At 52.8% G+C, this 26,350-nt stretch carries 22 protein-coding genes; 4 read left to right on the top strand and 18 right to left on the bottom strand.

Translation table 11 applies throughout. From position 1 onward, the window contains the following. Window positions 1-16 precede the first annotated feature (16 nt). A complete protein-coding gene (gene mnmA, locus M1D70_RS07865; protein WP_456289580.1) occupies window positions 17-1,126 on the top strand; it encodes a tRNA 2-thiouridine(34) synthase MnmA in 1,110 nt (369 codons plus the stop codon). Between the two features lie 75 nt (window positions 1,127-1,201). Here mnmA and nrdG read toward each other — a convergent pair whose 3' ends face one another. From nrdG to M1D70_RS07845, 4 genes are all read right to left on the bottom strand, one after another. Continuing rightward, complete coding sequence (gene nrdG, locus M1D70_RS07860) at window positions 1,202-1,705, bottom strand: anaerobic ribonucleoside-triphosphate reductase activating protein (RefSeq protein WP_009592775.1); 504 nt, start codon at window positions 1,703-1,705, stop codon at window positions 1,202-1,204. Continuing rightward, window positions 1,702-3,936: an anaerobic ribonucleoside triphosphate reductase gene (locus M1D70_RS07855; protein WP_456289579.1), complete on the bottom strand. Its 2,235-nt coding sequence runs from the start codon at window positions 3,934-3,936 to the stop codon at window positions 1,702-1,704. Before M1D70_RS07855 ends, nrdG begins: the two co-directional genes overlap by 4 nt. Before the next feature lie 235 nt (window positions 3,937-4,171). Further along, window positions 4,172-4,711, bottom strand: a complete 540-nt coding sequence (locus M1D70_RS07850; RefSeq protein WP_456289578.1) for a PCYCGC domain-containing protein — start codon at window positions 4,709-4,711, stop codon at window positions 4,172-4,174. Between the two features lie 55 nt (window positions 4,712-4,766). Next, entirely contained in the window at window positions 4,767-6,074 is a 1,308-nt protein-coding gene (locus tag M1D70_RS07845) for a replication-associated recombination protein A (RefSeq protein ID WP_009592786.1), read from the bottom strand. Between the two features lie 241 nt (window positions 6,075-6,315). On the opposite strand from M1D70_RS07845, the gene M1D70_RS07840 reads away from it, so the two are divergent. Continuing rightward, window positions 6,316-6,597, top strand: coding sequence for a hypothetical protein (locus M1D70_RS07840; RefSeq protein ID WP_009592779.1), 282 nt, complete (start codon window positions 6,316-6,318; stop codon window positions 6,595-6,597). Window positions 6,598-6,897: 300 nt separating this feature from the next. On the opposite strand, the gene M1D70_RS07835 is transcribed toward M1D70_RS07840, so the two are convergent. The 6 genes from M1D70_RS07835 to M1D70_RS07810 all read right to left on the bottom strand — a co-directional run bounded on the left by M1D70_RS07835 (window position 6,898) and on the right by M1D70_RS07810 (window position 15,066). Further along, on the bottom strand, window positions 6,898-9,075 hold the full coding sequence (locus M1D70_RS07835) for a HelD family protein (RefSeq protein WP_456289577.1): 2,178 nt from the start codon (window positions 9,073-9,075) through the stop codon (window positions 6,898-6,900). Window positions 9,076-9,380: 305 nt separating this feature from the next. After that, a complete protein-coding gene (locus M1D70_RS07830; RefSeq protein ID WP_009592791.1) occupies window positions 9,381-10,136 on the bottom strand; it encodes a tRNA threonylcarbamoyladenosine dehydratase in 756 nt (251 codons plus the stop codon). 35 nt (window positions 10,137-10,171) lie between these two features. Next, entirely contained in the window at window positions 10,172-11,950 is a 1,779-nt protein-coding gene (aspS, locus tag M1D70_RS07825) for an aspartate--tRNA ligase (RefSeq protein WP_009592809.1), read from the bottom strand. Between the two features lie 44 nt (window positions 11,951-11,994). Further along, complete coding sequence (gene hisS, locus M1D70_RS07820; protein WP_009592773.1) at window positions 11,995-13,248, bottom strand: histidine--tRNA ligase; 1,254 nt, start codon at window positions 13,246-13,248, stop codon at window positions 11,995-11,997. Between the two features lie 784 nt (window positions 13,249-14,032). After that, window positions 14,033-14,482 (bottom strand): hypothetical protein, encoded by a 450-nt coding sequence (locus M1D70_RS07815; protein WP_009592790.1) that lies wholly within the window; start codon window positions 14,480-14,482, stop codon window positions 14,033-14,035. A gap of 77 nt (window positions 14,483-14,559) precedes the next feature. Beyond that, window positions 14,560-15,066: a type 1 glutamine amidotransferase domain-containing protein gene (locus tag M1D70_RS07810; RefSeq protein WP_009592768.1), complete on the bottom strand. Its 507-nt coding sequence runs from the start codon at window positions 15,064-15,066 to the stop codon at window positions 14,560-14,562. Window positions 15,067-15,140: 74 nt separating this feature from the next. On the opposite strand from M1D70_RS07810, the gene M1D70_RS07805 reads away from it, so the two are divergent. Next, on the top strand, window positions 15,141-15,278 hold the full coding sequence (locus M1D70_RS07805) for a hypothetical protein (protein ID WP_009592787.1): 138 nt from the start codon (window positions 15,141-15,143) through the stop codon (window positions 15,276-15,278). Window positions 15,279-15,298: 20 nt separating this feature from the next. Here the strand turns inward: M1D70_RS07805 and M1D70_RS07800 are convergent, their stop codons facing one another. The 3 genes from M1D70_RS07800 to M1D70_RS07790 form a co-directional block, all read right to left on the bottom strand. Beyond that, the gene (locus M1D70_RS07800) at window positions 15,299-15,466 is read right to left on the bottom strand and encodes a hypothetical protein (protein WP_009592793.1); all 168 of its coding nucleotides are present in this window, start codon (window positions 15,464-15,466) and stop codon (window positions 15,299-15,301) included. A 100-nt stretch (window positions 15,467-15,566) separates the two neighbouring features. Then, complete coding sequence (gene dtd, locus M1D70_RS07795) at window positions 15,567-16,010, bottom strand: D-aminoacyl-tRNA deacylase (protein ID WP_036666281.1); 444 nt, start codon at window positions 16,008-16,010, stop codon at window positions 15,567-15,569. Between the two features lie 125 nt (window positions 16,011-16,135). After that, the gene (locus M1D70_RS07790) at window positions 16,136-18,313 is read right to left on the bottom strand and encodes a RelA/SpoT family protein (RefSeq protein ID WP_009592739.1); all 2,178 of its coding nucleotides are present in this window, start codon (window positions 18,311-18,313) and stop codon (window positions 16,136-16,138) included. A gap of 302 nt (window positions 18,314-18,615) precedes the next feature. Here M1D70_RS07790 and uraA point away from each other — a divergent pair, with 302 nt between their 5' ends. Further along, window positions 18,616-19,914: a uracil permease gene (gene uraA, locus M1D70_RS07785; RefSeq protein ID WP_456289576.1), complete on the top strand. Its 1,299-nt coding sequence runs from the start codon at window positions 18,616-18,618 to the stop codon at window positions 19,912-19,914. A gap of 94 nt (window positions 19,915-20,008) precedes the next feature. Here the strand turns inward: uraA and M1D70_RS07780 are convergent, their stop codons facing one another. From M1D70_RS07780 to secD, 5 genes are all read right to left on the bottom strand, one after another. Beyond that, on the bottom strand, window positions 20,009-20,524 hold the full coding sequence (locus M1D70_RS07780; protein ID WP_009592753.1) for an adenine phosphoribosyltransferase: 516 nt from the start codon (window positions 20,522-20,524) through the stop codon (window positions 20,009-20,011). Window positions 20,525-20,550: 26 nt separating this feature from the next. Next, window positions 20,551-22,953: a single-stranded-DNA-specific exonuclease RecJ gene (recJ, locus tag M1D70_RS07775; RefSeq protein WP_456289575.1), complete on the bottom strand. Its 2,403-nt coding sequence runs from the start codon at window positions 22,951-22,953 to the stop codon at window positions 20,551-20,553. A 55-nt stretch (window positions 22,954-23,008) separates the two neighbouring features. Then, window positions 23,009-23,974, bottom strand: a complete 966-nt coding sequence (locus M1D70_RS07770; protein WP_009592801.1) for a cation diffusion facilitator family transporter — start codon at window positions 23,972-23,974, stop codon at window positions 23,009-23,011. A gap of 149 nt (window positions 23,975-24,123) precedes the next feature. Beyond that, window positions 24,124-25,041: a protein translocase subunit SecF gene (gene secF / locus M1D70_RS07765; RefSeq protein WP_456289574.1), complete on the bottom strand. Its 918-nt coding sequence runs from the start codon at window positions 25,039-25,041 to the stop codon at window positions 24,124-24,126. Then, window positions 25,031-26,281, bottom strand: coding sequence for a protein translocase subunit SecD (gene secD, locus M1D70_RS07760; protein ID WP_009592810.1), 1,251 nt, complete (start codon window positions 26,279-26,281; stop codon window positions 25,031-25,033). The genes secF and secD overlap by 11 nt, the downstream gene beginning before the upstream one ends. Window positions 26,282-26,350 lie beyond the last annotated feature (69 nt).

The following is a 26,350-nucleotide window of genomic DNA, read 5'->3' as shown; positions in this document are numbered from 1 at the left end:
GAAAATGGTGATAACGATGTCAAAAGAAAAACATAACACTCGTATCGTTGTCGGCATGTCGGGAGGAGTCGACTCCTCCGTAACAGCGCTCCTGCTCAAACAGCAGGGCTATGAAGTGATCGGCATCTTTATGAAAAACTGGGATGATACCGATGAGCTTGGCTACTGCACAGCCGAAGCGGACGCTGAAGACGTGCGCCGCGTGTGCGAGCAGCTCGACATTCCCTACTATACCGTCAATTTCGAGAAGGAATACTTCGATAAAGTATTTTCCTATTTCCTCGATGAATATAAAGCCGGGAGAACGCCGAACCCCGATGTCATGTGCAACCGCGAGATCAAATTCGGCGAATTTCTGAACAAGGCCATGGACTTGGGAGCCGACTACGTCGCTACCGGCCATTATGCCCGCGTCATCGAGGAGGACGGACAGTACCGGCTGCTGCGGGGTGTGGACAGCAACAAAGACCAAACCTACTTCCTCAATGCGCTGAGCCAAGAGCAGCTTTCCAAGGCGATGTTCCCGATCGGGCATCTGCCGAAGCCGGAGGTCCGCCGACTAGCTGAGGAGGCCGGGCTGTATACCGCCAAGAAAAAAGACAGCACCGGCGTTTGCTTCATCGGCGAGCGGAATTTCAAGGAGTTCCTCGGACAATACCTCCCCGCCCAATCCGGCGATATGGTGGACATTGTCACCGGTGAAGTAAAGGGCCGCCATGACGGCTTGATGTACTACACGCTGGGGCAACGCCAAGGCCTCGGGATCGGCGGATCCGGCTCCGGTGAGCCTTGGTTCGTAGCCGACAAAGATTTGACCAACAATATTTTGTACGTTGTTCAAGGCGATCATCCGAGCTTGTATTCGACGGGACTCGTTGCCTCCGGAATGAACTGGATTGCAGGACAAGACGCTATGCCCAAAGACGCCTACGCCTGCACCGCCAAATTCCGCTACCGTCAGCCGGACCAGGAAGTAACCATAACCCCGCGCGAAGACGGAACCGTTCATGTCGCGTTTGCGAAGCCGCAAAAAGCGATCACGCCGGGACAAGCCGTCGTCTTCTATCAAGGGGACGAATGCCTTGGCGGGGGAACGATCGAAACGGCGGATAAAGTTCCATATTAATCCGCTGAATGATACGCGAAGAGCACACACTTGATACGGAATGTTCCGTAAAGCGTGTGCTCTTTTTTTTGCGTGCTAGCGAAGAATAAACTCCACGGCAATTCCCTGCTCCATGCTGGCGGCTACATCGATGAAACGCTGATTCGAGCTGCCCCGGAAAGGAAGCGAGACATCCCTGCGCTCCAACTCGAATTTGCCGTCAACGATGACATCGCACAGCAGGGCCAACTCGCGCAGCTTCGGCTGCCTCATCAGCGCTTCGAAGGTGAACCCCGTGTAGGCCCATACGTTTTTTGCGGGACATAGGGTCCTGAGCCTGCGTACGAATGCCGCACATTCTTCCGGGGAGAAGAAGGGGTCTCCACCGCATAAGGTCACGCCATCCAGCAAAGGGTTGTCTAGGATATCCTGCAGTATCGCCGCTGACATTTCTTCGGTAAAGGGCTTCCCCGCTTCAAAGTCCCAGGAATCCGTATTAAAACATCCGGCGCAGGCATGGCGGCAGCCGCTCACGAATAGAACCGCACGAAGTCCGGGGCCTTCATTGATGCTCTCGGGGATGTATCCGCACACATTCACAAATGCTTCACCCGATCCCGAACCTCGGCCTGCTTGGCCGAATTGAAACGCTCCGTATAATTGCCCGTTAAATATCCCGTTACCCGCCGCAGCCGCTGGAAGTTTCCATCCGCCTCCAAGGCGCCGCATCCAGGGCACGCACTTCCGATAATGCCTTCGTAGTTGCATGCCGGGCACCGGTCGACGGGATGGTTAACGGAGAAATATCCGATGTTCTGCTGCAGGGCAAACTGAACGATATCCCGGAAAGCAGCCGTATTCTGCCTTGCGTTGCCGTCCAGCTCCACATACGAAATCGCGCCGGCGTTGCACAGCTCATGGAAAGGAGCTTCGGAACGGATCTTGCGGTAGGCGGCCATCGGATAGTACACGGGTATATGAAAAGAGTTCGTGTAATATTCGCGGTCAGTCACACCCTCGATCACCCCGAAGGTCTGCCGGTCCAGCTTCGTGAATTTCCCGGATAACCCTTCTGCAGGCGTGGCAAACAGCGTGATGTTCAAGTTATACCTTTCACCGGCTGCATCGCAAAACCGGCGCATATGCCGGATGATCTCGATCCCCAGCCCGCGGCTGTCCTCATCCTCGCCGTGATGCCGTCCGGTCAACGCCTTCAGGCATTCGGCCAGCCCGATAAATCCAAGCGCCAGGGTGCCGTGCTTGATCAGCTCGCGCACCTTATCCTCCGGCGCCAGCGCCTCGCCGCCTTCCCACACGCCCTCCCGCATCATGAAATCGGACGCTTTGGCCGGTTGGTCGGCCTGCAGCTCGTAACGGTGAATCAAGCCCTCCACCGCAATTCTCATGTAATGATCCAGCTGTTGATAAAAACGGTTCAGGTCCGGCACTTCCCGCTTCCCTTGGACGATGCCATGTTCAATCCCGAACCGGACCAAATTGATCGTATTAAAGGACAGGTTGCCCTTGCCGCTCAGGCGGTTTCGCCCAAAGCGGTCCGAAATCGTGCGGGTCCTGCAGCCCATGGTGGCAATAATCGTGTCCGGGTCGCCCGGGTTATAATAGACGAGATTAAACGACGCGTCCACGTTGACGAAATTCGGATAGAGCCTGCGGCTGGAGCACTCGACGGCTTTCAGGAACAGGTCGTAATTCGGCTCGCCTTTCGCCTGGTTGACCCCCTGCTTGCACTGGAAAATATGCTGCGGAAATATTGGCGTCTCTCCCCCGCCGAGCCCCTTCATCGTGGCATCCAACAGGGCGTGGGACACCAGCCTTCCTTCGGTTGACGTGCACATGCCGTAATTCAGCGAAGTGAAAGGAATTTGTCCGCCGGCCCGGCTGCTCATCGTATTCAAATTATGGATCAAGGATTCCGCGGCCTGCTTTGCTTCATTCACCGTTTCGCTATAGGCGTAATGATAGATTCGCGGGTATATGTCCTTCAGCTGCTCATTGTCTATGTATATATCGTGATCCTCAAGAGCTCGTTCATACGGCCGATCCTCTCCCAGCCCCGCTTCTTCGAAGTAGGCCAGCCCTTTGCGAAAATGCCGACGAAACGATTTGCCGACATACGGCGCGAGATCCCAATCGATTTTGCTGCCGGACACGCCGCCGAATTGGCTGTTCTGCTGGGATTGAAAGATGATGGCTACCAGCGCCATGGCGGTCATGATGCTCTGCGGCGGCCTGACCGATCCGTTACCGGTATTGAAGCCCTTGGCCAGCAACCGGCCGAACGGGATGAAGATGCAGTTCGTCGTTCCCAGCGCATACTGGTCCAGGTCATGAACGTATACATACCCATCCCTCACCGCTCTCGTGAGCTCTGTGGGGAGGATGAATTTGCTTGCCATCCATTTGGAGTATTCGGAGCCGATCCGGCTCATTTTTCCGCTGAAGGATTCCCCGTTCAGATTCGCGTTCTCCCGCAGCAGGTCCAAATCGGTTACCCCGATCACATCCCTGCTGATCTTATAAAGCTCTCCCCGCCGCATCCGCTCCAGATCGCGGGCCTCCCTGTAATGTTGATAGGCAGCCGCTACCTCGGGATAACCCGTGCTTTGCAAATGCTCCACAACGATATCTTGTATCTCCTCCACGCTAACCTGTTCCATCCCCGCAGTGGCGTGGGCAACCTCATCTCCAATCCGCAAGGAAGCATCCTTGCGGGAAACACCCTCCACCGCCATAAACGCTTTATCCACCGCCTCCACGATCCGGCTTGTCTCAAATTTCACCAGGCATCCGTCTCTCTTCATGACCTTCATGAATAGGAACAACTCCTCTTCTCCATATCGTTAACACACTATATATAGTTTTGTTTTATCAATTTACATCCATATATAGTTTCATGCTGTGATATAGATCACGATGGTCGGTCTTTAAAATTGAATAGGGCTGCACTTACGCTTAACCCCGTAGGGGATAGTGCCCTACAAAAAAAGGCACCTCGGGCGATCCTGGGATCACCATCGGGTACCTTCTTGTTTGACCAATAACAATTTAACTTTCCACAGGCGGCATCGGGGTTGGCGTCGGCTTGGCATAGCCGGTGCTGTATTTCTCGTCGATCGCGGTCCGGATATCCGTTAAGCTCATGCCCTCGCTGCTCATTTTGGCAGATTCCACGGCAATGTCCAAACACACCCCGCAGCGGGTGCCGTGATCGTCCCACACCACCGTGCCGTCCTCCTGAATCTCATCGATAAAACAGTTCAGGTTGCTCTCATGACCGGCACTTTCCCCGCAGCCGCAATAACAAGGAATGTATTTCAGGACATCACTCACCTGCGCGGACAAAGCATAAATCGTTTGGAGCTCGCTGGTCTGGCTCTTCAAAAAGGTCGGCAGCTCATCAATCGAAGCCGTCGCCTCCTGGATATCCCCGTTGGACAGCTGCGTCTGATGTCCGTGCTCATGCGCCGCCTCGGCTGCCTGTCCACTTACGCCTTGCTCCTGGGCGCTTTTTCCCGAACAGCCGCTCAGCATAAGGCCGGCGGTCAGCAGCAGGATGACAAACCGTTGTTTCCCTGTTTTCATCATTCATTTCCTCCATTTAACTTAACTAACGGCCGTGAACCGTTTTCGCTAAAGTTCCTTATTCTTCGCGCCGCAGCCGCTGGTTGTGAGCGATCTTGGCTTCGTTCCCCTGCTCCGTGGCCTGATAGAACACTCGGCGGGAGATCTCCTTCGGCAAATACTCCTGTTTCACGTAATGGCCCGGATAATCGTGCGGGTACTTGTAGCCGACATGTCCCAGCTTCACCGCCCCCGAGTAATGCGCATCGCGCAGATGCAGCGGAACCTCCGCCGATTTCACTTCATCCATGGCGGACATCGCGCGGGATATGGCGGATACAACGCCATCGGATTTCGGGCTCTCCACGGCGAACAGGATCGCCTGGGCGATGTTCAGCTTGGCTTCCGGCCAGCCGTTGTTCCGGTACGCATCCAATGCGCTTACCGCCTGCACCATGGCTTGGGGATTGGCAAGCCCGATATCCTCGCTGCTGGCAGCGATCAGGCGCCGAATGAACACCATCGGGTCCATTCCGAGCTTTTCGACCGCATACAAAAACCAGAACAGCGCCGCATCGCTGGAGCCCCGAATGCTCTTGTGAAAGGCGGACAGCACATCATACTGCGTGGACTCGTCCGCACGCACGGTAGGCCGGCGAATCGATTCCTCCGCCACTTCCAGCGTGATATGGACCGTACCGCTTGCGTCCGGCGGCGTTGTCATCGCGGCCAGCTCCAACGCATTGAGTGCACGCCGGATATCCCCGTTCGCCATGGCTGCAATGTGCTCCAGCGCTTCCTCATCGGCCTTGAGATCCATGAATCCAAGACCCTTGTCTTGATCGGTCAGCGCGCGCCGCATCGCGATCATGGAATGGTCCTTGGTCAGCGGCTGAAGCTGGAATAAAGTGGACCGGCTCATTAGGGCCCCGTTGACGTAATGAAAGGGGTTCTCGGTCGTCGCGCCGATAAATATAATCGTGCCGTTCTCTACGGCAGGCAGCAGCGCGTCCTGTCTGGAGCTGTTGAACCGGTGCACCTCATCCAGGAACAGGATCGTTTTGGTGCCGTACAGGCTGCGGTTGCTCTGGGCCTGCTCAATGACTTCCCTGACGTCCTTAACCGAGGCTTCCACCGCGTTCAACCGAACAAAATGCCCCTTCGTTTGCTGGGAGATGATATGCGCAAGCGTTGTTTTGCCGCATCCCGGCGGGCCGTACAATAAAATCGACGAGACCTGGTCCGCCTCTATGGCCCGCCGGAGCAGTTTGCCCGGTCCGATAATATGCTCTTGTCCTATATATTCATCCAGCGACGAAGGGCGCATCCGATCGGCCAGCAGCCGGGAATCCCGGTCCCCTTCACGCCCGATACTGAATAAATCCATGACAACACTTCCTTGTCTGATATCGATGCAAAAACAAGTCGTTCCAATTCCAATCCATCACGCTCTATCATATCATATTCGAATTCGCCGTGCCTGCGCTGCGGCAACTTCCTGTCCTACGCTTCATTCGTCCCATGGCTCGGATATTGCATCTTATTTTGAACATATCCAACTTTTATCGAACCGGAAGCGTTTCATACAATAGGGAAGCGTTTGAAAAACCTGATCCGGGGAGAATCTTATGACGACTCGCAAAAAATCCGTACGCAAATTGTACAACGCGGCAATAAATATGGCGATCAGTATACTGGGGCTCTACCTTCATGTCAGCACCTATCATCTTTTACAAGAAACATTCGGCCCCGGTTACCTCGACGATGAGAGACTGGCGATAAACCTGCTGTATGCCGTCCTCATCCTGCAGTTCCTGCTCGGCTTGTACGTCTTCATACGTTCAGCCATCATGCTTTACGAGTACAGGCAGGGAATCCGGAGTGAGGACGACGATGAGGTCTTGTTATAAAGCATGTCACTTAACCACTATGCACGAAGGGAGACTATGGAATTGAAACGAAAGCCTAAGCGAAAAATGACCCTCTTCATCCTCCTGGCAGCTGCCTGTTCCATCCTCGCTGTCTGGACGTTAATCCGGTTTATCGAAAATCTCGGCTCCTCCTACCAAATGCTTGGTTAAACCCCTAGCAAGCCCCTGCACAACAAAAAGTCCCGCAGAGGCAAACACATGCTGCCATGTGAATCCCTGCGGGACTTCCGATTCTATCTATTGACACTTCTGGATCCGACAGCCTTTATGCAATCGCACTTACTCCGCAGGCCAGCCGCTCGCCATAATCTCTGAAGCCTCCGCCATGATATACGATGGCAGCGGCTCCCCATGCAGCAGCCACAGCTCATGCAGTGCACGCGTACAGCCTACATACATTAGCTTGGCATCCCAAGCTTTCTCCGCGTAATGCGCCTGGTCCGCATCTGCCACCACAACGGCATCGAACTCAAGACCTTTGGACAAATACACGGGGAGCACGGAATACCCGCCCTGATACGTTCCTTTGCTGCCATCGATCAGATTCAGCATCGGCCAGGACGTGCTTAACTCCTCATGCAGCTCTTTCGCTTCCCGCAAGGTGCGGGTGAGAATGGCTACCGTCCGGTATTCCTTGGCAATGAGCGCACCCATGGCCCGCTCCAAATCCTTCCTTCTGGCGTTCGCGGCATCATAAGGAATGAGGCGAACGGCATCGCCGCTACGGAATACGGGCACGGCCAGCAGGTCGCTTGCGACCCCCTTCTCCAGTATCCCATTAGCAAATTCAATGATCTCCATCGTGGAACGGTAGCTGCGCGTCAGCGCAAAATAAGCCGTTTCCTCTTCCTTGAACAGGGAGCTCATTTCTTCCCACGCATGCACGCCGCGATACGCATGAATGCCCTGCGACAGATCCCCTAGTATGGTGAAGGAATGTCCTCTTACGAACAGATCCAGCACAGCCACCTGAAACGGAGAGAAATCCTGGGCTTCATCGATGACGATGTGGTCAAACCGCTGCTCTGAGGAAATATCGTTCAGCAAGCAGTGGAAATACAGCAGGGCAGGCAAATCCTCCTCCCGGACCACATTCTTCTTCAGATCTTTGCGCGTTGCGGCTAGCACCTCGGACGGAATAAGAGCGGAGAGCTCTTCAAACCACGATCCGGTCACCTTAGCCGCACCAAATAACTGTTTATATAATGAGATTGGCTCAAATTTCGGCCAGCGATTGGCATAAGCCTTTTCGCGTTGTGCAGCTTTTTTCTTCCGTTCTTTCATCACGGCCGCCGATGGTGATTTCTTCAGCTCCATTAAGGCCCAGCGATGTAATCTGGCGAGCAGCCGTTCCTTCCGTTTCGCCAGCGGATAGGGCTTATATTCCTGGTAAAACCATTCCGCCATCGTCTCCTGCTTCAGCACGGCTCCATCCCATGGAGAGAAATCCCCGTCCGGAAGGGCTTCGGCTTCGATGGACTCCACGCAGCGACGCACGATATCCATCAGCCTTAAGGAGCCTTTATAGCGCCCGCTCACATTATCGTCGATATCCGGCGTCCCTTGGCCCGTTTCCGTCTCGAACCACTGATGAAGCGTCTGCGCATGATCCTCCGAGGACAGCTGAATATCAAGCAGCTTCGCCGCCCAATCGCCAAAGGTCCGCTGCTGAATATCGCCAACTCCGAGCTCGGGCAGCACATCGGATATGTAATCCAGGAACATGAGGTTTGGCGCGAATATGATCATTTTCTCGGCCGTTACCTGCTCCTTGTACTGGTAAAGCAAATAAGCCAGCCGATGCAGCGCCACCGTCGTTTTTCCGCTTCCCGCCACCCCTTGGATGATGAGGGCGGTGTTCTTGGCCGCCCGGATGATTTTATCCTGCTCCGCTTGGATCGTGGATACGATATCCCGCAGCCGGTTATCCTTGTTCTCTCCGAGACGGTAGACCAAAAACTCATCGGATACGGCAGGTCCGCCGCTTTCCCGATTGTACGTGTCCGATACGCGCTCCAAAATTTGCTTGCGGATCACGACGTTTCGTTTTAAATACACAAGCCCCTCGATGATTCCTTCAGGTGCTTCGAATGAAGCCGGATCGGTACCGCCCGTAAAGGAGTAGAATAGACTCGCGACCGGAGCCCGCCAATCAATCACCATTGGATGGTCCCCTGCGTCCGCCTTGTCGAAGCCTATCTTCCCGATGTAGAGCGGTTTCTTCGCCCCCGTTCCGTTCTCTTGAAAATCCAGCCTTCCGAAATAAGGCTCCGGCAAGCTTTTGGCGAGGGCCTGCCGTTTCTCTTCCCGGCCTGCCTCGAGCACCTGCTCCGTAAAATCATGGCCCGTGTATACCGGAATACCGCGCAGCCGTTCAAGCTGTCGGTCAATTTCAACGATAACCTCGTTTAGCCTTGACTCTTCTTCTTGATAGGCACTTTGAAAAGATTCTGACACTTTCAGTTACCTCCTAAGAACATATTTTTTCGTATCGAAGTCTGGCTTTAGGGCCGTGACACAAAAAGGAGTTCCATTGTAGCACAACTCGCCGGGATATACTAGCAAAGCGCTGTCACAGGAATTTTATTGTTTGGGTTTGCTGTCCTAATCGCTTGTCCACGGCAGCAAAAAACGCAGCGTCCATTGCTGGACACTGCGTTTGGTTAACCACGCTCAATTTTACCGAAAGGCTGTTCTTTCTTTCAGCCTTCCTTTTGTCTATCGTTTTCTCGATCCGAGTTTAAATGTGTCCGGACACTCCGTTATAACGAGACGCCGCCTTTTTCGAGCAGCTCTTTCACCGTCACGCTAACCATGATCAGGCCCGCCACAGGCGGCACGAACGCATTGCTTGCCGGCGGCTGCTTCGCCTTCCGGATTTCCGGAGCATTCTCGGGCACGATTTTCTCCGTCACGTCCTGGCGGGGCTTCATCGGCTCTTCCAGAGAGAACACGACCTTGACCCCTTTCTTAATGCCGTCCTTGCGCAGCTTGGTGCGCACGATTCGGGCAATCGGGTCCATGGAGGTTTTGGAGATGTCGGCCACCTGGAACTTCGTCGGGTCCATTTTGTTGGCCGCGCCCATGCTCGAGATGATCGGAATGCCGCGACGCAGGCACTCCTTGATTAAATGCACTTTATAAATAATCGTATCCGAGGCATCGATCACATAATCCAGCTCGTACTTAAACAGCTCTTCATACGTTTCTTCGGTGTAGAACATGTTCAGGGCGATCGCTTCACATTCCGGATTGATCAGTTTGACCCGATCGACCATCAAATCCGCTTTCTTCTGACCCACCGTCGTCGTTAACGCGTGGATCTGCCGATTGATGTTCGTGATGTCCACCACGTCTTTGTCGATCAGAATGATGCGGCCGACTCCGGTTCGGGCGAGGGCCTCCACCGCAATGGAACCCACGCCGCCGATACCCAGCACCGCCACGGTGCTGTTCTTCATCACTTCAAGGCCTTCGGGACCGATGGCTAATTCCGTTCGGGAAAATTGGTGCAGCATAATTCAAGCAACCTCCTTTATCAAGAACAACAGGCTTATTTTTTCTCGTCGCCCGGCTTCTTGGCGAGTTTGATATGCAGCTGCTCCAGCTGTCCTCCGTCCACCTGGGAAGGAGCGTCCATCAACAAATCCGTTGCGCTTGCCGTTTTTGGGAACGCAATCGTTTCGCGCAGATTGGTGCGTCCGGCAAGCAGCATGACCAAACGGTCCAACCCGAAGGCGATTCCGCCGTGCGGAGGCGTGCCGTACTCAAAGGCGTCCATAAGATAGCCGAATTTATCGTGCGCCACTTCCGGCGACATGCCAAGAGCCGCAAACATTTTCTCTTGGATCTCGCGTTTGTAAATCCGCATGGAACCGCCGCCTACTTCGTATCCATTCAGAACGATGTCGTAAGCTTCAGCGCGTACGGCAAGCGGATCCGTATCCATCAATTCCAGATCCTCGTCTTTTGGACGGGTGAACGGATGATGCTCGGCCACATAGCGCTTCGCCTCTTCGTCATAACTGAACAGCGGGAAGTCCAGCACCCAAGCGAACTTGTATTCGTTGTCGTTGATCAGGCCAAGCTGGCGCCCGATTTTCAAACGGAGCGCGCCAAGCACGTCGGCAACCACTTTTTTGTTGTCTGCGGAGAACAGCAGTAGGTCTCCGTCTTCGGCTCCCGTGCGTTCTCTTACCGCTTCAATTTCCTGCTCGCTGAAGAATTTCACGATTGGCCCTTTGAATTCGCCCTCTTTCACTTGAATCCAGGCAAGACCCTTCGCTCCGTAACGGGCTGCATACGGTCCCAGATCGTCAATTTCCTTACGGGTCCAGGTGCCGCAGCCTTTAGCGTTCAAACACTTCACTTCGCCGCCTTTTTCAATGACGGAAGAGAATACTTTGACGCCGCTGCTTGCAACGATGTCGTTCATTTCGATCAGTTCCATGCCGAAGCGGAGATCCGGCTTATCAGAGCCGTATTTGCCCATGGCGTCGGCATAACTGATACGCTGGAACGGCGTCGCCAGCTCAACGCCGATGGTTTCCTTGAACAGCTTCACCATCAGCTGCTCCATCATGTTCAGCAGGTCTTCCCGATCCATGAAGGACGTCTCGATGTCGACCTGGGTAAACTCCGGCTGACGGTCGGCCCGCAAGTCTTCGTCACGGAAGCAGCGCGCAATTTGGTAGTAACGCTCAAGCCCGCTCACCATAAGGAGCTGCTTGTAGATTTGCGGGGATTGCGGAAGCGCAAAGAATTCGCCTGCGTGTACTCGGCTCGGTACGAGATAGTCGCGCGCGCCTTCCGGCGAGCTCTTGGTCAGAATTGGCGTCTCCACATCCACGAAGCCCTCATCGTCCAGGAAGTCGCGGAATACTTTCGATGCTTTGGAGCGCAGCATCAGCGTTTTTTGCATCTCCGGACGGCGAAGGTCCAGATAACGATACTTCAGGCGGAGCTGCTCATCCACTTCCACGCCGTCTTCGATAAAGAACGGAGGCGTTTTGGCTGCGTTCAGCACTTCGATGCTGGTTACTTGTACTTCGATTTCGCCTGTCGGCAGGTTCGGGTTGAACGTTTCCGGATCGCGCTTTACGACTTTCCCGGATACGGCCACCACGAATTCGCTGCGGACTTTATCGGCAACGGCCAATGCCTCGCCGGAGAAATCCGGGTTAAATACGATTTGCATGATGCCGCTGCGATCGCGCAGATCGATGAACAGCACGCCGCCCAAGTCCCGGCGGGTTTGTACCCATCCGTTCAGTGTCACAGTTTCTCCAATGTTCGCGGTTGTCAAGTGACCGCAATGATGCGTCCTTTTCATCGGTTATCATTCCCCTTTAGTATAATTAAGCCGCTTTACGGCGATTAAACAAATTCCTGGACCAGGCTATCCAGCCTAACGGTTCGCTGCTCGCCGGTCTCCATCGACTTCAACGCGATTTCGCCGCGTGCCAGCTCGTCGTCGCCCAGAATGGCGGTATAACGGGCTTGCAGACGATCGGCCGATTTCATCTGGGCTTTCATTTTCCGGCCGAGATAATCGCGCTCCGCGGACACGCCTTTGCTGCGGAGATCGTAGATCAATTTCGCCAATTCCCGTTCGGCGGCTTCACCCAGCGCCACCAGATAAACGTCCAGCGGCTTCGAGGCCGACAGATTGACGCCTTGATGCTCCAGAATCAATTGGATACGCTCAAGGCCGATGCCGAACCCGATGCCCGGCTGATCCGGTCCGCCGATCTGGCCGACGAGACCGTTGAAGCGTCCGCCGCCGCCTACCGTATCAATCGCGCCGATGCCTTGGGCCTTGAATTCGAAGGCGGTATGCGTGTAATAGTCCAATCCCCGAACCAGTCTTGGATTGATTTCATACTCGATGCCCATGGCGTCCAGGTGCCCTTTGACTTTCTCGAAATGCGTGCTGCACTCCTCGTCCAGGCTGTCCAGGATCGAAGGCGCATCACCGAACTTCCCTTGGTCCTTCTTGCAATCCAGCACGCGAAGCGGGTTGCGTTCCATGCGCGACTGGCAGTCCGAGCAAAGGCTGTCTTTCATCGGTTCCAGGAAAGCAAGCAGCGCGCTGCGGTAAGCTGCCCTTACCTCGGGCGTTCCCACGGAGTTAATCTCTGCTTTTACCCCGTTCAGTCCAAGTTCCTTGTAGAAGCTGTAACCCAGCGCAATGACCTCGGCATCGATAGCCGGATCCGCGGTGCCGAACACCTCTACGCCGAACTGGTGGAACTGGCGGTATCGGCCCGCCTGCGGCCGCTCATAGCGGAACATGGGCCCCATATAGTACAGCTTCGTGACATCGGGCTCTCCATACAGCTTGTTTTGCACGTAAGCCCGAACGACGCCTGCCGTCCCTTCCGGACGAAGTGTCATGCTGCGATCCCCTTTGTCCTTGAACGTGTACATTTCCTTCTCAACGATATCCGTCGTTTCGCCGACCCCGCGTTCGAACAATTCGGTCTGTTCGAAGATCGGTGTGCGAATTTCGCGGTAGTTGTACCTCCGGCATAGATCCCGTGCCTTCTCCTCGATAAACTGCCATTTCTCGACGGCTCCTGGCAGGATGTCCTGCGTGCCTGTCGGTTTCTCGAATTTCTCGTTTGCCATCTTCATCCCTCCGCGTCCTATGACATACTCACCTTTTGAACATGTCCCTTGCCTAGATCTGTTTAACTATGGAAAAACTCCTAGGGAGTCATTTCTCAACAAGCCGTGAAACTAAAAAATCTCCCGCCCCGCTGTCCTAAGACAACAGGGACGAGAGATGTTTAATTTATCACCCGTGGTACCACCCACATTCCGGCGGCGACACATCCTAACATGTGTTCAACCATCCGCTTCATCCGTATAACGCCCGGCCGCGCAGTTCGGCTACTGTCTATCCCACCGGTTAACCGGTGCTTGCTTCGCCGTCTGTTCTCGGGGAGGTCATTCGTCCACTCATCAAGCGAATCCTTACAGCCAAGGGATTCTTCTCTGGTCTTGTGGGGATGGAGTACTTGTTCCCGTCATGAAATCCGTTATTCATAAATATAGTATACCCAAAACATTATATTTTTAGATTCTAATGAACCGCCGCACTAAAGTCAAGAAACTTTGTAGAAATTTCCCGAAAAAAGAAAAAGACCTACAAACCACTGTTGTAGGTCCAAAACATATATTATATAAAAAAGGGGGTCATGCTGTTATTATAAACAGGGAATATTAAAGAAACATTGAACAAACATTACAGTTATATTACAAGCAAGAAAGCGCTTTTATGTCATAGAGTTGAAAAGGGCTGCTCCACCAAAGGAACAGCCCTTTTTTTGCGTTTCGGCGGATAAGCCCTGCAAATGATAAGCTCCCTCTTAGCAGCTCATCGCCTGCGCGTCTCTTCGCTAATCAGACATTAATCAAATCGCTCCACATAAGCGTTATTCGCCCGCAAATCATGCACGATCTGATCATAGTCCTCGTCCCTTACCTTAACGGACAAGGTGTACCTGAGATCGTCATAGTCCCCGTCGGTCACGTCCGCTTCCCGCCATCCGTCGCCGGGCAGATCATCGCTGTCCGGCCGGTCCTGGGCGATGTCGCGGCTGGTATCCCTTGCCCCCACAATCACCCCGGGAGCCCCGACTACGCCGCCGGGAGCCCCCATCGTTGTTGCCCCTGCCGTAGCACCGCCCGTGCCGGCATTGCCCCATGGCACCAGCGGCACCAGGATATTCCCTCCGCTTCGGACCGAATCCTGAAGCTGTCCTACCTCCAGCTGTTCCGTGTTGTACGTCAGCAGCCTCGTCCTTGCGCCTTCAGCGTCGTCTTCCGTCCTGAAATAAGCTTGAATTTGTCTAGACATGTCCATTCCTCCTTTTTTTCAACCCGTGTGTTTGAAAGATCGGTATTACATGGACAACCATACAGCTAATTTAGCGCCTACAGCGCTTTTAACAGCTCGCGCACGAAGGCCGGCTCGTCTTTCGGAGTCCGGGACGTAATGAAATTCCGATCCACGACGACTTCCTCATCCTTAAAGTTGGCGCCGGCGTTTACCATATCATCCTGAAGCGGAGGATAGGAAGTGATCGTACGCCCCTTCAGCAGGTCGGCGCTTGCCAAAATTTGCGGCCCGTGGCATATCGAGGCAATCGGTTTGCCCGCCTTGTCCGCTGCTGCAACAAACTGCAATATATGGGAATCCAGACGCAAGTTTTCCGGAGAAGAACCGCCTGGAATAACCACCGCATCATAATCGTTTATGTTGACGTCCGCAATGGCTTTATCGGTTGTGTAGGAAGCCTTGCCCTGTTTGCCCTTTACCTCTTGTCCTTGTTTCAATCCAATAATATCAGCCTGATGCCCCGCTTCCTTCACGGCATCGTAAGGAGTTTTCATCTCGGAATCTTCGAATTGGTCGGCTAGTAGAAATGCTACTTTACTCATCTGGCATGTCTCCTTCCTGAAATGTCCTCGATTTGTTATTACCCTGGAATCTCTTTTTTATAACAGCGGAATTCATGAAAAAGGCCAAAGAACGGCGCTTGCCTGCAACAGATGTCTGTCCCGAAGGAAGCTTGAGTATGGCGATGATCGGCGAACGCCAAAAAGAGCCTGAGATCATCTCAGGCTCCGCTTATAAAAAGCCGCTTTCATGACACGCGACGCTGTGCCGAATCTACGATCGGGGCAGCTGCTTCCGCATATTTCCCTTGATGCTGATGAGCTGTGCAGATTCTTCCGGCGCCGAAACCATGCGTTCCGTGCTGGCTGCTTCCCTGACGCCTCCGGTTCCGACCGTCGCAGGCAAACTGCTCCATATCGAAAATTTGGGGGATTGACGCATATCGTACGGCTCCTTTATTTGCGAATAACAACCTTCGATTATTCACTCAGGATGCCCCATCTCTCCAATATGATGCATGCTGCCGTCCTTTTTAGGCAGGTTAGGACCGGCTGTCGATAATTAGCGTCACCGGTCCCCAGTTGGTCAACGACACGTCCATCATCGCTCCGAACACCCCGGTCTCCACCTGCAACCCCTTCGCCGAAAGCTCGCGGTTAAACGACTCGTACAATGCATTCGCTTCGTCCGGTTTTGCGGCAGCCATAAAGTTCGGCCGCTTTCCTTTGCGGGTGTCTCCATAGAGGGTAAATTGGGACACCGACAGAATCGCTCCGCCCACGTCCTGGACGCTGAAATTCATTTTTCCCTGCTCATCCTCAAAAATCCGCAGCCCCGCTACCTTTTCGGCAAGGTATTTGGCATCCTTCTCTTCATCCTCATGCGTCACGCCAACCAGGACCATCAATCCCGCTTCAATCTTGCCGACGATTTCATTATCCACTGCGACTTGCGCATTCTTGCATCGTTGAATGACCACTCTCATAGGGTTAGCTCCTTCATCTTCCAAAAATAAAACGGCCTGTCTCCCGCAGGATTACAGACCGCTTTCGTATCAATCCTCCGGGATCGTCATGAACCCCGGGACCATTCCCTTAGCGCATCGTGCCGTCACTGCATGATCCGATGAACGGTGTACACATCCTTCACCCGCTTGATTCGTTCCACTACGGATTGGAGATGATCCGTATTGCGAATCAGGATGGTCATGTGGATCATGGCCATTTTGTTCTTGTCGGATCGCCCCGTGACGGCGGAAATGTTCGTCTTGCTCTCGGAGACGGCCTGAAGGACTTCGTTCAGCAATCCGTTGCGATCGTGTCCCGTCACTTCAATATCGACGCTGTAATTTGCCTCGACGGCCGTTTCCCATTCCACCTCAATCACGCGTGCCGCATCCTCGCCCTCATCCGTTGTCGGCAGATTCGCACAATCCGAACGATGGACCGATACGCCGCGGCCGCGAGTTACATAGCCTACAATATCATCGCCGGGTACGGGATTGCAGCATCTTGCGAAACGCACGAGCAGGTTATCAATCCCTTTGACGCGGACGCCGTTGGTCGGGCGGCTTCGCTTCTCGGCCGGCTTGATTTCCTTCATCTCGGAGGTTAATTCAAGCTGGTTGGCTTCCTCCTGCTCCTTGCGCAGCTTCTCGGTCACCTTCGTACAGATCTGCGCGGCAGTGATCCCGCCGAAGCCGACCGCCGATAGCATATCCTCGATATCATTAAAAGCGAATTTCTTGGCCGCTTCCATTAATTTATCGTCCGTCGTCCACTCGGACACGTCAAGACCGAGGCGCTTGATTTCGCGCTCCAGCATCTCGCGGCCCTTCTCGACATTCTCTTCGCGCTTTTCTTTCTTGAACCACTGCTTGATTTTACTTCGGGCATGCGAGGATTGGGCAATCTTCAGCCAGTCCTGGCTTGGACCGTAGGAATGCTTCGACGTCAAAATTTCCACGATATCGCCGGTTTTGAGCTGATGGTCCAGCGGAACGATTCTTCCGTTGACCTTGGCACCAATGGTGCGGTTTCCTACTTCGGTATGAATTCGGTAGGCAAAGTCGAGGGGAACGGAGCCGGAAGGCAGCTCGATCACCTCGCCTTTTGGCGTAAACACAAACACCAAATCCGAGAAAAAGTCCATTTTCAAAGATTCTACAAATTCCGACGCATCCTTCGTTTCATGCTGCAGTTCCAATATCTCGCGGAAAAACGTCATCTTGTTGTCGAAGCTGCCCCCGTTGCCTGCGGAGCCTTCTTTATACGCCCAGTGTGCCGCGATACCGAACTCTGCCGTTCGATGCATCTCCCAGGTGCGGATCTGAACCTCCGTCGGCTCCCCATTAGGCCCTACCACCGTTGTGTGGAGGGACTGGTACATATTCGTTTTTGGCATGGCGATATAATCTTTGAAACGGCCAGGCATCGGCTTCCACAGGGTGTGGATGATGCCGAGCGTGGCATAACAATCCTTGATATTGTCCACAATAATGCGGATTGCAAGGAGATCGTAAATTTCGTTGAACTGCTTGTTTTTCACCGTCATTTTCTTGAACACGCTGTAGATATGCTTAGGTCGGCCTGACAAATCGGCTTGAATGCCCATCTCGTCAAGCTTCTCGCGGATGCAGACGATGACGTTGTCGATGTACTGCTCCCGCTCCGCACGCTTCTTGTGCATCAAATTCGCAATGCGGTAATACTGCTGCGGATTCAAGTAACGAAGCGCAATGTCCTCCATCTCCCATTTGATCGCGGAAATACCGAGACGATGGGCTATCGGACAAAAGATTTCCAAGGTTTCATAGGAAATGCGGCGCTGGCTCTCCTCGGACTGGTACTTAAGAGTGCGCATATTATGAAGCCGGTCCGCCAGCTTGATGACGATTACGCGGATATCCCGTGCCATGGCGATAAACATCTTGCGATAATTTTCGTTTTGCTGCTCTTCTTTGGATCGGAATTGGATGCGTTCCAACTTCGTTAAACCATCCACCAGCATTGCGCAGGTATCCCCGAAACGCTCGCGGATCTGCTCGAGCGATACGGTTGTATCCTCAACGACATCGTGAAGCAATGCAGCAATAATGGACAATGTGTCCATCTGCATGTTCACCACGATGTCTGCAACCGCAAGCGGATGAAGAATATAAGGTTCTCCCGATTTCCGCACTTGTCCGTGGTGGGCTTGCTCCGCAAATTCATAAGCTTCCTGGATGCGGAGAAGATCGGGTTCTTTTATATAGGCGCTGGCCTTTTCGAGTAATCGCTCTATGCCCATTTTGGAGTCCTTCTCTTCCCTTTCTATATAAAATGGAACCCGCCCTTGTCAAAACGTGCAGGTTCCCTCGTGATTGTTTTCCTATCATTATGACGCTTGCGGCGTTATACGTCAACATGTGGAGCGTTCGGTCACTTATAGTATGCCCTTTTCCTGCACGGGGACATCAAAACATGACATGAATTGAATATTTTGACGAACTGTAAAAATTATTGTTGAAAAAACGAACGATTGTATTTAATCTATTAAAGATCGTACGCGAACGGTCCTATATTTAAAGTCCTATAGAGGAGTGAAATGGTTTGCAACGTGAAATTCAAGTAGATGAGAAGCTTCCGTTGGGTCCAGGGTTCCTTCTGAGCCTGCAGCATTTGTTCGCCATGTTCGGAAGCACGGTGCTTGTACCGAACATATTCGGCGTGGATCCCGGCATGATCCTGCTGATGAATGGTGTCGGCACGCTGCTCTACATTTTTTTATGTAAAGGAAAGATTCCGGCCTACCTCGGCTCCAGCTTCGCCTTTATAGCCCCGGTGCTGATCGTACTGGAAGGCGACCCGGAAGCCAACTACGGCAAAGCTTTGGGCGCCTTTATCGTGACGGGGATCATCTTCTGTCTTGTGGCGCTCATCGTTAAATATGCGGGAACCAAATGGATCGACTTCGTATTCCCGCCTGCGGTTATGGGTGCTATCATTGCGATGATCGGGCTTGAACTGGTTCCGGTTGCCGCAGGCATGGCTGGTTTTTTGCCGGAAGAAGGGCAGTCCATCGATCCTAAAATCATTACCATCTCGCTCGTTACCCTCGGAGTTACGGTGTTGGGTTCCATCTTGTTCCGCGGCTTCGCCAAAATTATCCACATCCTGATCGGGATCGTTGTCGGATATGCGCTTTCCTTTGCGCTTGGGGTCGTGGACACGGAGAAAATCGCGAACGCGAAGTTCCTGTCGGCTCCGGAGCTGACAACCCCGGTTTTCGATAGCGGGGCGATCTGGACCATCATTCTGGTTTCGCTCGTAGTTATCGTAGAGCACATCGGCCACCTGCTGGTAACCAGCAATATCGTGGGCAAAGACCTTTCCAAGGATCCTGGCCTTCACCGCTCCCTGCTCGGCAACGGTATTTCCACCATCTTGTCCGGATTTGTTGGTTCCACGCCGAATACAACGTACGGCGAAAATATCGGTGTCATGGCTTTGACGAAGGTGTACTCCGTGTTTGTCATCGGAGGCGCCGCCATTATTGCCATTATTCTTTCCTTCTCGGGAACATTTTCCGCCGTTGTAGCGAACATTCCAACACCGGTTATGGGCGGCGTGTCTCTCTTGCTGTTCGGGGTAATCGCAGCTTCCGGCCTTCGAATCTTCGTGGAACAGAAGGTGGATTTCTCCAAAGCAAGCAACATGATCTTGGCTACAATCGTACTGGTAACAGGAATCAGCGGCGTAACCTTGAAGATTAACACGGTCGAGCTGAAGGGCATGGCCCTGGCTACCATCGTAGGTGTTCTCATGGCCCTCCTCTTCAAAGTCTTCGAGATTACCGGCCTCTCCAATGAAAAGAATGATGAGCCGCTCGTGGAAAAAACGCCGGATTGAACCGACAACTTTATTGAAAAACAGAAAAATGCCCTGAGCTGATTGCTCAGGGCATTTTATTATTTCCCGGGTAAATCGGGAAGAATAGTGTCGTTTACTCGTACTGCATCAACGTAAATACATCGATGTCATCCAGCTTCGAGCGGCCGTTCAAATCCGTCAGCTCGATCATGAAAGCAGCGCCAACAACGTTTCCGCCCAATTGACGGATGAGGTTAACCGAAGTCGCAATCGTACCGCCTGTTGCAAGAAGATCATCCGCAATCAATACATTTTGCCCTTTCTCGATTGCATCGGTATGCATCGCCAAGCGATCTTTACCGTATTCGAGGTCATATCCCACTTCAATCGTTTCGTAAGGCAGCTTGCCGCTTTTGCGAATGGGCGCGAATCCCACGCCAAGCGCGTAAGCCAGCGGAGCACCCACGACGAATCCACGAGCTTCGGGACCAGCTATCACATCAATTTTGAGATCGGAAACCAAGACCTTCAGTTCCTCGATGGCTTTGCGATATACCTCACCATTCTTCAGTAGTGTGGTAATATCCTTGAAGCTGATCCCCGCTTGCGGAAAATCGGGAATGACACGAATATAATCTTTAAAATCCAAAATAATCTCCTCCTGTATAGTTGCGGTTAAGATACGCCTTTTGTACGGGACGTCATCCACTGGGTTAACTGTTCGGTACCGGCATGCAGCAGATGCTGCTCCATATCCGCCAAGTCGCTTAATTCCCGGAAGTGACGGGAAGCGTCGAGCGGTTTTTTCTCCGGCTTCGGAACAAAGGTAATTTGTCCCTGGTCTCGCTGAATGAATGCCAATTCTTCAAAGACATCCAGTACTTTGACCAGCATACGCGATGATAACGAAGTCTGCTTCTGTAGACGTGCTAAGACCTCTTTCTCCGGCATGGGAGCGGACGTCAGTCCAGCGAGTGAAACGTACAGCTTCTTAAACTGTTCCCGGTCCGGAATTTGCAGCCGTTCGCGCAGGTTCCGGGTCGGATGTAACATAAATATATTGGGAACGGAATGGAAGGCTGACATGAATGCAGCGAGCTGCTCAGCCGTCTCCGGTACATCCAGTACGAACAAAACGGAAATGTCTTCTTGACTGCCGCTCGCGGCGATTTCATTATCCGGCACGATGCCAGCATTCCTATCATATACCCAAAGGCACATATCATACAATTGACTTTTTATTTCCGGATGTGAATCTTTTGCGTACACCACCGCGGAACGGACAGCCGGGCACCGCAGATGCGGCTCCAGTTCAGCTCTCCACCTCTGGATCTCCCGGATCGGCTCTTTGATCCCGCGGTAATCAAACACCTGCTGATAAGGGGCGCAGATATCCTGAATCATGAGCTGCACTTTACGGCTCCCGTTCCATTCATTGACGGAAAGCTCGCCCAGCACATCCACAACCGAACCCACCGGCAGAATATCGGCAAGATGGCCCCAGCCGAATGAGATCGCATCGATAACCTCCCGCTCCTGCTGCAAACGAAGCTTCAGATGCTTCCCCTCTTTGCCGATCTTGCGGACGTCCTTGACGACAACGTTCCGAAAAACTATCTTCGGTACGGCATTCGCCATGCCGAACGGGCCTAACTGTTCCATCTGTTCCAGAATGGGTACGGATACCTCCGACAAACTGGCTTCCAGGTCCGCTTCGCAAACGGCAATCAGATGCTCTGCTTCGAGCGCATCCTCCGCATATCGATGAAGCCCCTGTTCGAATGCCTCCAAGCGGTCTCGATGGAGGCTCATGCCGGCTGCGGAAGGATGGCCGCCAAAATGGTCCATGACGTCTTTGCAAGAAAGCAGAGCCGCATAGATATCGAATCCGGGAATCGAACGGGCAGAGCCTTTACAGTTTCCCGTTTCGGGATCAATTCCAAGTATTACAACGGGGCGGTAAAAGCGCTCCAGGATTTTGGAAGCCACGATGCCGACCACGCCGACATTCCAGCCCTCGCCCGCCAATACGATAACAGGCGGGATCTCCTGTCCTCCCCAGCGGTTTTGAACCATCCCCAGCGCTTCCTGGACGATGTTTTCGACCACTTGCTGCCGATCCTTGTTCAGCCCGTCCAGCTCCCAAGCAAGGCGCTCTGCCTCTTCCCTGTGTTCCGTAGTAAGCAGCGTCACGGCACGGCCTGCATGATCCAAACGGCCGCTGGCGTTAATCCGTGGTGCCATGGAGAAGGCCACGTTAACGGCCGTCACCTGCTCTACATGAATTCCCGAAACCTCAAGCAAGCTGCGGATGCCTTCATACCGCGTTTTTCGCATCGATTCGATCCCGTGCTTCACAAGCACCCGATTCTCTCCCGTGAGCGGCATCAAGTCAGCGATCGTTCCGATCGAAACGATCTGGAGCCATTCCTCCGGCGGGTCACCCACGAGAGCCTGTGCCAATTTGTAAGCCACGCCTACGCCGGCCAGCCCCTTAAAGGGATACGGGCATGTCGGGATCTTCGGATTGATCAATGCATATGCCTCAGGCAGCAACTCAGGCGGCTCATGATGGTCGGTGACGATGACGTCGATGCCAAGGCTGTTGGCATACGCGATTTGCTCGACCGCACTAATCCCGGTATCTACGGTAATCACCAGACTGACCCCTTGCTGATGGGCCCAATCCAGCGCATGATTATGTAAGCCATAACCTTCATTGGATCGGTGAGGGATATAAATATCATAAGATGCTCCCAAATCACGCATGAGATGAATCATCAATGATGTGCTGGAAACCCCGTCCGCGTCATAATCGCCGTAGATCAGAATATGCTCCCGATCCTCCAGCGCTTTGCGGATACGCGGCACGGCCTCCCGCATTCCCTGCATGAGATAAGGGTCGTGCGTCAGCTCAAACGTTCCATATAAAAATTCCCGGCCATCCTCGGCTGATTGTATCCCCCGGGACGCCATGAGGGAAGCCACGATGGGTGGCAGCGACAAATCATGGGCCAGCCGTTCGGTGATCGTTGACGCTGCCTCTCGTATTCTCCATTCATATTTGGAATACAGCACAGGGATTCACCTTCCTTTTCCTGCCTATTTCCTGCTGTCTTAAAAGCTCCGGCCCTTATTGCGGCAGTGTCGGCATATCGTTGTCCATCAAGTCATAGTTCGATTTATACGGGTAACCGGGTTCATAAGGCACAACGTGAACCTTGGCATCCGTAACCTGAATAAATCGATGGGTCAACAGCTTCCGGATTCGCTCGGCAATTTCCTGAGCTTCCAATACGGACGTTCTCGGATTCACGGTGATTTTCACTTCGATGTTCACGTGGCGAATCTGTCCGTATTCCTGAACCTTCAGCTCCTCGATCGTGATCACGCCGTGCACCCGCTGAATCGTATCCATGAATTCGGCTTCGTGTTCATGGCGTTTCTCCTCCGCAAGCGTTCCGTAAACGGAATGAACGATGAGTATATATCCTTTCCGGACCACGAGACAAGCCACGATAAGAGCCGCTATGGAATCCATGTAGAATAGAGGCGACCATTCAAAATAAGAGCCTGCCATGGATAGCGACACGCCGATCAATACCGTTAACGATGAATATAAGGCAAACCGATGATCAGCCAACAGCATTTCGTACCGGGGATCATGCAGTCTTTTCATCTGCCAGCTTTGATATTGGAATACCGCTTCGTTCACCGCCATCGATATGAAAATCGCAAGAAGCGCCGATGTGGCCGGCGGCTCAAGGTTGTCCGATGCCATGGTCTGGATCGCGGATACCGCAATTTGAATGCCGCCCATGATCAATAACACGGCAAATAAGATCGATATGACGGGCTCCGTCGTATTCGAAACGTTCCGTTTGTCCCGCATCGGACTTTTCGTGCCGAATATACCAAGGCTTGGCAAACGGTCCACCAATAAAGTTACGGCATTCGCCGCAGAATGCAGGGCATCTCCGATGAGAGCCTTGCTGCCGGATAAGTAACCGGCTATCCCTTTGCACAAGGCTAATGCCAAATCCGTTACAATGCCTGTCCATAGGACAGTCTCCGTATGATTCAAGCGTTCATTGCTCACTTGAGGCCCCCCTCAATGTCACTGTCGATCCTGTACTCGTCATGCTGCCTGCTGCTAACTTTAGAAAGCCGCGTCGCCTGCGACGCGGCTTTCACTTGTATAGGATCTTCTGATATCTGGACTGCAAACGCCGCCCTGCAGCGGTTTAATTAAATTTCGATTTTATCTTTGCTTGGCTTCGGCGAATTCGGCTTATTGTTCACATTGCGGCCTTTAAGAAGGAGCCACAACGGACTTGCGATAAAGATCGAAGAGTACGCGCCGAATGCCAAACCGATACAAATAGCCAGCGAGAACATCTGGATCGACTCGCCGCCCAAGAGGAGCATGAAGAATGCAGCGATGAATACGGACAAGGCCGTATAAATCGAGCGCCCGATCGTCTGCGACAAACTTTTGTTAACCAAATCCTTGAGATCCGAGACCCTCTTAATCTTCGCAAACCGCAGGTTCTCCCGGATCCGGTCAAAGATAACGATGGTATCGTTGATCGAATAACCAATGATGGTCAGGACGGCGATGATGAATGTCAGGTCTACCTCTAATCCAAGGATGGAGAAGATACTGATGACAACGAAAGCATCATGCAGGAGCGCTACGATCGCTGCAATCGCAAACCGCCATTCAAAGCGGATGCTGACATAGATGATAATCCCGATACAGGAAATCAATACGGCATAAATGGCGTTTCGGCCCAGCTCTTTGGCCATCTCGGGGTCAACCGTATTAATTTCGAAGGTTGACTTCTCGTCCAGCTTCTCGATGCCGGAACGAAGCTTCTGATCCTGATCCTCGGTCAGCACCTCGCTGAATCGGATGTTGACGCGGTCATTACCCGGTGTAACGCTCGCATCCTCCCCGATTCCGGCATCCTTTAATACGGTATTGATTTGCTCCGTGGTCAACGGTTTGGAGAGTGAAATATCCACGTTCGAGCCGGATTGGAAATCAACTCCGTAGTTAAGTCCGCGAGTCAGGAGAAAAACCAAGCCCAAAATCGTAATTACAATGGATAGTACGTAGAAAATTCTGCTTTTGCCTACGAAATCGAAGTTCTTAAAGCTCACGAATGTCACGCTCCTTTACGCCATAATGGCTCGGTTTGCGGGCCCAACCTATATTCACAAGCAGATTGAGCAGGAAACGGGAGAAATAAACGTTCGTGGCAATACTAACGATGATCTCCAAAATCAATACAAGGGCAAAACCTTTTACCGCACCGGTACCGAATCCGAACATGACAGCGGCAACGAGAATCGTCGTCAAGTTAGAGTCCATAATGGCGCGCAGGGAGGATTTACCGCCTGATTTCACTGCAGATGGCACGCTTTTGCCTGTCTTGATCTCTTCCCGAATGCGTTCATAGGTGATAATGTTGGCATCCACCGCCATACCAATACCTAATATAAATGCCGCAATGCCTGGAAGCGTCAACGTAAAGTCGGCCCATACGAAAATAAGAATCAGCAGCCATGTGTGCAAAATAAGTGCGAAACTTGCCAGCAAGCCCGGTACGCGATATCGGATAATCATGAACAGCAAAATCGCGACGGAAGCGATCAGACCGGCTTCTAAAGTTTTTGTAAGAGATTGCATGCCAAGCGTAGCCCCTACGCTCTGCGAATATTTCTCGACCAGTTTCAGCGGCAGGGCGCCGAGATTAATCGTATCCCGGATCTGCTTCGCTTCATCCAGCGAGTAGTTCCCTGTAATTTGCGCGGTACCGTCCGTTAATACGGCTCGTACCGTCGGAGCTGACAGCAATTGGTCGTCCATGAAGATAGCCAGCTCTTGACCGAGAAGACGTTCTGTAATTTCAGCAAACTTCCCTTTGTCCTTCACTTTAATATCTATCATAGGCTGATTAAGCTGGTCATAGGCTACCGATGCGCCGTTCTCGACGAAATCGTCGCCGCGGAGCTCTATTTTACAGAACTCCTCGCCTTCTTTACAGCCGTCATTGCTTCGGAATGTGAGGTTCGCAGGTTCTTTCATTGTTTTTCGAACTTCGGCCTCATCCGTTACGCCCGCCACCTTCAAGCGAATCCGATTCGCCCCTTCCGGCGTAACCTCAGGCTCCGATGTTCCCATCGCATCCGCACGCTTTTGTAAGCTCTTTGCGGTTTCCTGCAGCGCTTCTTTGGTAACCTGCTGCCCTTCCATCAACGGTTCTGCTTCATAAAGGATTTCGAATCCACCCTTTAGATCCAAACCTAGACGGACGTCTTTCAGCAAGCCTGGAGTTGTAACGGCCATTAAAATAGTGATCACGAGCACGGTTCCGACGAAACTGATAATTCTCTTCATGCCGTCCCTTGTTCCCCCTTTTTACTCAATATTCCTATTATAGCGATGTCATAAAACCCAGTCAATTTA

It is taken from the genome of Paenibacillus sp. AK002 (assembly GCF_053903045.1).
The sequence above is the reverse complement of the archived record's forward strand: the minus strand, read 5'-3'. Positions and strand labels throughout refer to the sequence as shown.